The sequence below is a fragment of the Clostridiales bacterium genome (genome assembly GCA_030016385.1).
Taxonomy (GTDB): Bacteria; Bacillota; Clostridia; order Clostridiales; family Oxobacteraceae; genus JASEJN01.
Genome location: JASEJN010000085.1, coordinates 1 through 9,364 on the forward strand (window position 1 = coordinate 1; position 9,364 = coordinate 9,364).

Consider the following 9,364-nt stretch of genomic DNA (forward strand, 5'->3'; position numbering starts at 1 on the left):
TTGAATCTGGCGAATGAGTGCTCAAAATAACATAAACTCATATTGCGAATCGAAGATATTTACTTGTAAGCTTTAATTTTTAAAGCAAAATACTTATAATATTAATTAGAAAGACAGGTTAATTTAAATTCAGATACATAGGAGGTTTTAGAATGCAAGACTTTACTTTTCAATGCCCTACAAAGATTATATTCGGAAGGAATACGGAAAACCAGGTGGGAAAAGAAGTTAAAAAATACGGAAGCAGAATACTCCTTCATTATGGCGGAGGCAGCATTAAAAGGACCGGATTATATGATAGAATTATCAAATCGCTTAAGGCTGAAGGTATAGAAGTTATGGAGCTTTCAGGCGTTAAACCAAACCCGAGGCTCAGTATGGTGCATGAGGGAATTAAGATATGCCGTGAAAACAAAATAAACTTTATATTGGCCGTAGGCGGTGGAAGTGCCATCGATTCTGCAAAGGCGATCGCCCTTGGAGTTCCCTACGACGGAGATGTATGGGATTTTTATGTTGGAAAAGCTAAACCCCGCAAGGTTCTGCCCCTTGGAGTCGTCCTGACTCTTCCCGCCACAGGAAGTGAAGCCAGCGCATCATCGGTTATAACAAATGAAGACGGGTGGTATAAAAAAGGTTTAGGGAGCGACTTGAATCGCCCTAAATTTTCAATAATGAATCCGGAGCTTACGTTTACACTGCCGGCGTTTCAAACATTCAGCGGTATTTCAGATATAATGGCTCACGTTCAGGAAAGGTATTTTACAAATACAGAGCATGTTGAACTAACAGACAGGTTATCGGAGGCAACACTTAAAACGGTTATAAACAACGCAAAAATATTGCTGAATGATCCTAAAAATTACGATGCAAGGGCTGAAATAATGTGGGCGGGTACGATTGCCCATAACGGCCTTTTAGGAACAGGAAGAGAAGAAGACTGGGCTTCTCACAGAATAGAGCACGAGCTCAGCGGCATATATGATGTAACCCATGGAGCCGGTCTTGCAGTTGTATTCCCTGCATGGATGAAATACGTATATAAACATGATGTAGAGCGTTTTGCAAAATACGCGGTAAGAGTTTGGGATGTAGAACCTGATTTTGATAACATCGAAAATACGGTTCTGGAAGGCATAAGAAGGTATCAAAGCTTCTTAAAATCAGTGGGCCTTCCGACAACATTGAAAGAGCTTAACGTTCCATATGACAGGTTCGATGAGATGGCTGAAAAATGCACTCAATTCGGTCCCGTAGGCGGGTTTATAAAAGTTCATAAGGAAGATGTAATCAATATATTGAACATCGCAAGATAGAAAAAATATCCCCAAGACACAGCCTTGGGGATATTTTTTCTATCTTCTCTGTACATATTATTTTACGGCACCTGTGATACCTTCTACAAAATTTTTCTGTAATATCAAAAATACAACAACTGTCGGCAATATGCTTATGCTGACGGCCAGCATCAGCATGCCGTAGTCCGTGACATAACCGCTTGTCAAACCGCTGATCAACTGGGGCATAGTACGGCTTGTAGGCGATTGCATGATAATTAAAGGCCATAGATAATTATTCCAGTTGCTCATGAAAGCCACAGTAATTCCTGCCGTAAACGTATGCTTGGTAATTGGCACGAAAAACTCCAGAAATATTCGAAGCTCACCGGCTCCATCGAGTCTGGCAGATTCAATGATGGATTTGGGGAATGACTGCGCGCTTTGCCTGAACAAAAATATCAATAAAACTGTCGATAAAGACGGCAGCGCAAATCCCAGGGTTTTATTTAACAGGTTGAGCTTTCCGAATAAAGTATATAACGGAATCATCGTCGCTGCAAATGGAATCATCATGGAAATCAACAATAAATTAAATACCATGTTTTTAGATTTTGTATAGTAAACCTCAAAGGCATAGCCGGCTATCGAACAAATCAATACACTGCCTACAGTCGTAAGTACAGAATACTTGAACGAATTCATCATAGCCTGGCCGACATTGGCTGTTTTTAAAAGATTGCTCATGTTTTCAATAAGCTTTTGCCCCGGCAAAATTCTCCCTGCAAGAACATCCGTGCTTTTATTTGTGGCAGACATGAGCATCCAGAATAGCGGAAACAAAGATATCACCGATACGATTGTCAAAACGATGTATTCTACGGTTATGCCGATTCTTCTCTTTGTCATCTCCTATCGCCTACTTTCATTTGAGTAAATGATAAAATAGCTACCATAATCAATACTAAGAACGAGACTGCCGCAGCATAGCCAAATTGAGGCGAATATGCAAATGACAGATTATAGATGTATTGCGAAATAGAAATAGTGGAATTTGCGGGTCCCCCGTTTGTCAAGTTCTTGGTTTCATCGAATAACTGCAGCGTGCCGGATATAGATGTAATTGAAGTTAGCAATATCATAGGCTTAAGCAGAGGAATCGTAATCTTCCTGAGACTTGTAAATGCAGAGGCTCCATCGATTTTCGCCGCTTCGTATATGGAAGGGTCAATGCCCTGCAAGCCCGCCAAATAAAAGATCATATTATATCCTGTCCACCTCCAGGTCAATGCAATAATTATAACGATTCTCGCAGGCCATGGGCTTGAAAGCCAGTTTATAGGGTTGTTTATAATATTCGTTTTCATCAAAATCAGGTTGATGAACCCATCCCTTGCAAATAGGGAGCGGAAAATTATCGCATATGAAACCAAGGATGTGGCACACGGCAAAAAGATCGCAGTCCGGAAAAAGCCCTTGAGTTTAAGCCTGCTATCATTAAGAATAACCGCCAGTATTATCGCTATTATAAGCATTATCGGAACCTGTAATAATAAATAGAAAAAAGTATTGAATATTGAAGTATGCAAAAGGTTGTCATGTAACATACGGATATAATTTTTGGCTCCTACAAATGATGTATTAAGCCCGACGCCGGATTGAAAAGATAACACAAGAGCTCTTATAATAGGCCAGAATTTTGTAAGCAGCAATAATAAAGTAGCGGGGAGTATAAATATCCAGCCTATAGTGCTCAATTTGAATTTAGTTTTAAATCTAGCATTCATTCTGTTCATCCTCCATACAAAAAGATTCTAAATAAACTATATGGGGTTGCTGAAGCAGCCCCATATAGTTTGATTTTATTTGCCCATCTGGAATTTAACAGTAGATTCTGCTTCCTTTAAAGCCGCCGCTTTATCCGTACCGCTGATTATTTTTGTAATCGCTGTACCTATTGCATCCCTTGCTTCATAGTTATATACGCCATATGAAACCTTAGGTACGTTTTTGCCATATTCTACGATATCCTGAAAAATCTTTTGCCCTCCAAAGAATTCATGGGCAATCTCGTAATTTGAACCCGTGCCTGCAGGTCCCCATGTTGCAATTGCGCTTGAAGTAGGCAATATCGTGTTATATAATTCCGTGCTTCCTGCAAATGTTTTGCCTAAGAAATCGATGGCCAGATCTTTATTTTTAGATGTGGAAAGCACCAGCCAGCTTGAGCCTCCTACACTGCTATAGTTAGTAGCATTTTCTATACCATCCAGTTTGGGTATATTGGTGACGGCCCATTTCCCCTTCTGATCCTTATTGGCTTGAACAGACGCAAGAATCCAGCAACCGGTCATTGCACCTGCGACCTTGCCCGTATTGAATGTACCGACATACTGATCCCAATTATTGACTTCAACCAACACCTTGGATTTTACTAATTCAACATAGACATCAATTGCCTTCAAAAGAGCAGGATTATCGGATATATACAGCTTATCGCCCTTAAAAGTCCACGTCCCTGCGCTTTGAAGCATCATCATCACAAGATCAGGAGAACCAGCCTGAGAAGAAAGCAGTGGTATATTGGTTTTCTTCAATACATCCTTTGCGATTTCGATAAACCTGCTCCATGTGATATTCTTAAAGTCATTGATTGTATAACCTGCTTTCTGGAGAACATCGGTTCTTAAAGCCGTTACAGCAGTGCCGCTATCAAATGGTACACCGTAAACCTTGCTGTTTACCGTGCTGAGCGCGACCTTATATTGTGCGAATTTTGAAAAGTCAATACCTGAATTTGTTAAATCGACGAATGTTTTGGGATAATTGGTTATATTTTTAGCAAGCGCATTATCCTGCATAAGTAAAATATCCGGTAAAGTACCTGTCTGCCCTGATGTGACGGCAGTAGTCAATTTTGTTTGTACATCATCCCATGGTGTTTCTACAACGTTGAGTTTGAAGTCCGGATGATCTTTCTGATATATTTTTGCAGCTTCATTCATAGCATAGATATTGAAATTTTTATCCCAACACCATACTGTAAGTGCATTTCCGCTACTCTTTGAATTGTTCTTTCCTCCTTTATTATTGGATGCAGTCCCACAACTTCCGAGCATTGTAACTAGCATTGCAACTATAAGTAATACACTCAACTTCCTTTTCATTACTATTACATCCTTTCTATAAACTTTTAAATTTTAGAGTGCTTTTAAGCATATAATTAAAACATTATATAGCAGGATTTCTTAAATATACCCACAGGTAAAAACCTGCAGGCATTTAGTGAATCTCTGCCTATAACGCTTTAACATCATACTTTTATAGTTATTATAGTTAACATGCTTGTATTACAAATATATTCCTGTTTCCGTTTCTTTATGATGGGATAATCGGCCTGAATTATTATGCGTGAGACCTAATATTACTTGTCCTTAAAAAAATAAAGTCCAGTCAAAGCCTAAAATATTGGCAATTTTTTGAGCAGTGTTTACCGAAGGCCTACCCCCGTTTTCAATTTTTGTAATCGCAGTCCTGCTGATTCCTATCATGGTAGCTAATTGTTGTTGAGTCAAATGTGCTTCTTCACGTTTTTCCCTCATCAATTTCATATCACTACCTCCGAAGAAGTGACGTAGAGTGCATTTTTTATATTCGGATACGCCAAGTGACGTATCTTCACTTATACAATTCAATTATATGTGATATAACTTCACAAGTCAATAATATTCGTGAAGTTTGTTCACTACAATTGCACTGTGAAATTATTTCACATAAAATAAATTTAGAGGTGATGTTATGACCTTTAATGAAAGATTAAAAGCGTTAAGAAACAAGAAAAATATAGGCCAGAAGGATATTGCACAGGCATTGGGAATTGAAAGATCAACTTATACCAAATATGAAACCGGAAAAAGCGAGCCGGATTTTGAAATGGTTAAAAAGCTTGCGGATTTTTTCAAAGTTAGCGTTGACTATCTTTTGGGCCGTGATGAAGCAAAAAAAGAAAAACAAAACGGAACTGCTTTGACAGAAGGGGACATGAAGGAAATAAAGCAAAAAGCCGAAAACATAAAATCTACCCTGATGGGTGCAGTCGATCTTGCTTTTTATGGCAGCCCTAACGATGAAGAAACATTAGAAAAAGTTATGAAAGTCCTTGAAAAAGGAACGATGCTTGCCAAGGAAGAAGCTAAAGAAAAATATACTCCTAAAAATAGGGATTAACATATTCATTAAATAGTACGGATTTCACCTCTACCGGCAAACAGGAACGCTGCCTGCTGCCGGTAATAAGTTTATTTAAAGATAATCTCTATTTTTTAAATAATAATCATAAATCAAAAGGTAACTCTCAAGGGGCATACCCTTAAATACCACATTAGATGTTGAAAAGATATATCCTCCGCCCGGTTTGCCGCTTTCCATGGCATACCTTGCACTTTCAAGTATCTGCTCCTTTGTCCCTGTCTGCATAAGGCCGCAATTGACGCCTCCTATAAGGCAAATCCTGTCGCCATACAATTTCTTTATCGTGGCAACATCGATTCCGCCCTGAGGATCCAGCGAATGCAGCGCATGAGGTTTGCAATCCACTATCTGATCTATTATAGGCATTATGTCACCATCAGTATGCTTTATAACATATGCGCCCATTTTCCTCTGCTCCCTTATAAGTTCCTCCAAATATGGTGCGATAAATTCGCCAAACATGGCAGGTGATAAAAACGAACCTTTGTTAAATGCATAATCGGAGCACAGGGCAAAACCGTCAAATCCTGCTTTCATGAGCCTAAGATCCCTTTCGAGTTCCCTTTCAACCATGCGCTTGGCCCTATCTTTCATCTCATCAGGATGATCTGCAAGGTTATAAACAAAATCGAGCATTGTATTTCCGTCAGGTATAGCATATGTCGCATCACCATGGCACATAAAAAGCCTGTCCTCTTTTAAGTATTCTTTTGTCTTTTGCATCATACTTATAAGCGTATCGTCAAAATTTTCTCCCGGAATGGATGGTACCCCGCGGCATACCATTGCAATTGCATAATCGAAATAATCTAGAACTTTTGCGAATAACTTCGCATTGTGATCTATTATTTCATCCCTGCTTATTCCGCTTTCGACTTCACTCCCGGAATAATATTCTTCATGAAATAGCTCATAAGTCGTCTGAAACTCCAGTTCCATCGTCGGCACGTAATCAGGCTGCTTAAGTGTCAATGCCTTTATTGCTCTTTCTTTTGGAGACATTTTATTCATTTTTTTCTTCCTTTCATATTGCTTTAATCTATAATATAAGCTTATGCTTTTGAACGCTTTATTAGGCAAATCGGGGTCTTGTGAGTTCTATGACTTGCTCTCGCAAAAAATCCGATAGGGGAACCGCTAATCCCGCAGGCTCCCCTATTTCAATATACAGAACTTTATTTTTCTTTGCCTTTAATAACATCTGCAATAGCTGCAATGCTCCCTAAGGATGATACGGCATCAGTAGGTATTATCAGTTTGTTTGCAGGATTCTTGGAGAGTTCGGTCAATGCCTCAACCTGCTTTAAAGCGATGACGACTTCGTTTGTCCCCGATTCGATTATTGCCCTGTTTACAGCTTTTATAGCATCCGACTGGGCCTTCGCTATTTCCTCTATTGCGCTTGCCTTGCCTTCTGCCTCGAGAAGCTGCGACTGCTTTAGGCCTTCTGCCCTTTTGATATTAGCTTCCTTTTCGGCTTCTGCCTGAAGAATCTTCGACTGCTTATCCCCTTCAGCTTTTGCTATAACGCTCTGCTTTTGACCTTCAGCCTCAAGTATCGTAGCTCTTTTGTTACGCTCTGCCTTCATCTGTTTCTCCATGGCCTGCTGTATTTCTGCAGGTGGAATTATATTTTTGATTTCGACAGACAATATCTTAATGCCATAGGCATCAGTTATTTCATCTATAACTTTCAAAAGTTCCGAATTTATTACATCTCTTCCCGATAATACTTCATCAAGTGTCATATTGCCCACAATGTTTCTCATATTTGTTATTGTCGAATAAATAATACCTGACTTATAACTTTCAATATTGTATACTGCATCTCTCGCATTCATTACCTTATAAAATATGACATTGTCTATGGATATCTTAACGTTATCCTTCGTGATAACGCTCTGTGGATCAATATCGAGTATCTGCTGTTTTGTGGATATTCTCCTTCGCACAAAATCAACAAATGGAATAATAAGATGCCATCCGGGTTCAAGTACCTTGTAAAATTGTCCAAATCTTTCAACTACGTACTGGCATCCCGTATTAACAACCTTTATTGAAGCTAAAAGAATTATCAATACAATAGCTGCAAAAATAATAAAACCCATTTAATATACCCCCTATTTTTTTATTAATAATTTATTTCCCCTTATACCTACTATTTTTACTTTCTCACCCTTTTCTACCTTGCTGCCCTCATTCTGAACCGTCCAGTATATACCATCGACCTTTATCCTGCCCTGTTCATCGATATCTTCTTCTGCTGTAATTTCTCTGCCAATATACTCTTCTTCCATCCTTGGGGTTTTGGGTATAGACTTTTTTATTTTCTTCCTGAACCACATATACTCCACCATTATAGCAAGTACACTTGCAACTCCAAATACAAATATCTGGTCAGGCATACTTCCTCCAAGCGTTTGCGTTATTATCGCAAATATGCCACCTATTGTAAATCCCGCGATAAAGAAGCTGCTTGTTATTATGTCAATCACTAAAGCAGCTATAGATATTATAACCCACAATAAAATCGGATCCATAAACAGCCCTTCCCCATATGAAAAATATGATACAATATATATCTATTCCTGAGAATACTATACTATACAAAATAAATATTATCAATTGGAATTTTAGTACAAGCTTGGATTTTTTGAACTGGAAATTTATAGTATAAGCTTTCCTACCTTATATATTTCGACTCGTAATAATAATCTCATGTTATCTATGCCTGATTTCAAATTACAAACCGAAATTGGCAGCAATTATTATGGTATGTCAACATATCTAACCATTACTACTGATTGGCCGTTTCCCATGCAATTCAAAGAGATCAGCAGATCAATTTTTTTAAATGCTTTTACAGTAAAATCTTTAGCTTGACTGTAATAAATATTGGTATAATATAACTATACAAGGAGGTTTATATCATGAATTTTATGGATAACTTTTCGTTAAAAGGCAAAGTTGCATTGGTAACCGGCGCTTCCTATGGTATCGGTTTTGCTATTGCTAAGGGATTTGCGGCCGCCGGGGCTATTATCGTATTTAACGATATCAATCAGGAACTAGTGGGCAGGGGCATCCTATCTTATAAAAAAGAAGGAATCGACGTCCATGGTTATGTATGCGATGTTACTGATGAAGCAGCAGTTAATTCCCTTATAGCTACAATTGAAAAAGATGTCGGTACTATAGATATTCTTGTAAATAATGCCGGTATAATTAAGCGCATCCCCATGCTGGAAATGAGCGCAAGGGATTTCCGTCAGGTAGTCGATGTTGATCTGAACGCTCCTTTTATTGTAAGCAAAGCGGTTATTCCCGGCATGATCAAGAAAGGCCACGGTAAAATTATCAATATCTGCAGCATGATGAGCGAATTGGGGCGTGAAACTGTATCCGCTTATGCAGCCGCTAAGGGAGGATTGAAAATGTTGACTCGCAATATTGCATCTGAATATGGCCGGTATAATATCCAGTGCAACGCTATAGGACCGGGCTATATCGAGACCCCGCAAACTGCGCCATTGCGTACCCCCGGGCATCCATTCAATAAGTTTATATTGAGCAAGACTCCCGCCAATCGCTGGGGGAAAACCGAAGATCTTATGGGACCTGCAGTATTCCTCGCATCTGATGCCTCCAACTTTGTAAACGGTCATATACTATATGTGGACGGCGGCATCCTATCTTACATTGGCAAACAACCCGAATAATATTCTTCAAACATAAAAAATGCACCCTTCCCTGTACTCCGATTCGTAATTTGAAATCAGGAATAAATAGGATTATGTTATTTTGAGCGACGAATGAGCATTATGAGAGTTTTGATA

The 9,364-nt window shown here is 38.9% G+C and carries 10 protein-coding genes; 3 read left to right on the forward strand and 7 right to left on the reverse strand.

What is annotated here, in order from left to right; all coding sequences use genetic code 11:
- Positions 1-152 precede the first annotated feature (152 nt).
- Positions 153-1,316 (forward strand): iron-containing alcohol dehydrogenase, encoded by a 1,164-nt coding sequence (locus QME45_13770; protein MDI6619697.1) that lies wholly within the window; start codon positions 153-155, stop codon positions 1,314-1,316.
- A gap of 57 nt (positions 1,317-1,373) precedes the next feature.
- On the opposite strand, the gene QME45_13775 is transcribed toward QME45_13770, so the two are convergent.
- From QME45_13775 to QME45_13790, 4 genes are all read right to left on the reverse strand, one after another.
- Positions 1,374-2,186 (reverse strand): carbohydrate ABC transporter permease, encoded by an 813-nt coding sequence (locus tag QME45_13775; GenBank protein MDI6619698.1) that lies wholly within the window; start codon positions 2,184-2,186, stop codon positions 1,374-1,376.
- Complete coding sequence (locus tag QME45_13780; GenBank protein ID MDI6619699.1) at positions 2,183-3,064, reverse strand: sugar ABC transporter permease; 882 nt, start codon at positions 3,062-3,064, stop codon at positions 2,183-2,185. The genes QME45_13775 and QME45_13780 overlap by 4 nt, the downstream gene beginning before the upstream one ends.
- A gap of 75 nt (positions 3,065-3,139) precedes the next feature.
- On the reverse strand, positions 3,140-4,444 hold the full coding sequence (locus QME45_13785) for an extracellular solute-binding protein (protein MDI6619700.1): 1,305 nt from the start codon (positions 4,442-4,444) through the stop codon (positions 3,140-3,142).
- A gap of 267 nt (positions 4,445-4,711) precedes the next feature.
- The gene (locus tag QME45_13790; protein ID MDI6619701.1) at positions 4,712-4,888 is read right to left on the reverse strand and encodes a helix-turn-helix transcriptional regulator; all 177 of its coding nucleotides are present in this window, start codon (positions 4,886-4,888) and stop codon (positions 4,712-4,714) included.
- Between the two features lie 187 nt (positions 4,889-5,075).
- Between QME45_13790 and QME45_13795 the strand changes: the two genes are divergently transcribed.
- Complete coding sequence (locus tag QME45_13795) at positions 5,076-5,504, forward strand: helix-turn-helix domain-containing protein (GenBank protein ID MDI6619702.1); 429 nt, start codon at positions 5,076-5,078, stop codon at positions 5,502-5,504.
- A 75-nt stretch (positions 5,505-5,579) separates the two neighbouring features.
- Here the strand turns inward: QME45_13795 and QME45_13800 are convergent, their stop codons facing one another.
- From QME45_13800 to QME45_13810, 3 genes are all read right to left on the reverse strand, one after another.
- Positions 5,580-6,539: a uroporphyrinogen decarboxylase family protein gene (locus QME45_13800; protein ID MDI6619703.1), complete on the reverse strand. Its 960-nt coding sequence runs from the start codon at positions 6,537-6,539 to the stop codon at positions 5,580-5,582.
- Between the two features lie 164 nt (positions 6,540-6,703).
- Positions 6,704-7,636 (reverse strand): SPFH domain-containing protein, encoded by a 933-nt coding sequence (locus tag QME45_13805; GenBank protein ID MDI6619704.1) that lies wholly within the window; start codon positions 7,634-7,636, stop codon positions 6,704-6,706.
- 12 nt (positions 7,637-7,648) lie between these two features.
- Positions 7,649-8,068, reverse strand: coding sequence for an NfeD family protein (locus tag QME45_13810; protein MDI6619705.1), 420 nt, complete (start codon positions 8,066-8,068; stop codon positions 7,649-7,651).
- A 390-nt stretch (positions 8,069-8,458) separates the two neighbouring features.
- Between QME45_13810 and QME45_13815 the strand changes: the two genes are divergently transcribed.
- Complete coding sequence (locus tag QME45_13815; GenBank protein MDI6619706.1) at positions 8,459-9,247, forward strand: gluconate 5-dehydrogenase; 789 nt, start codon at positions 8,459-8,461, stop codon at positions 9,245-9,247.
- Positions 9,248-9,364: the final 117 nt, after the last annotated feature.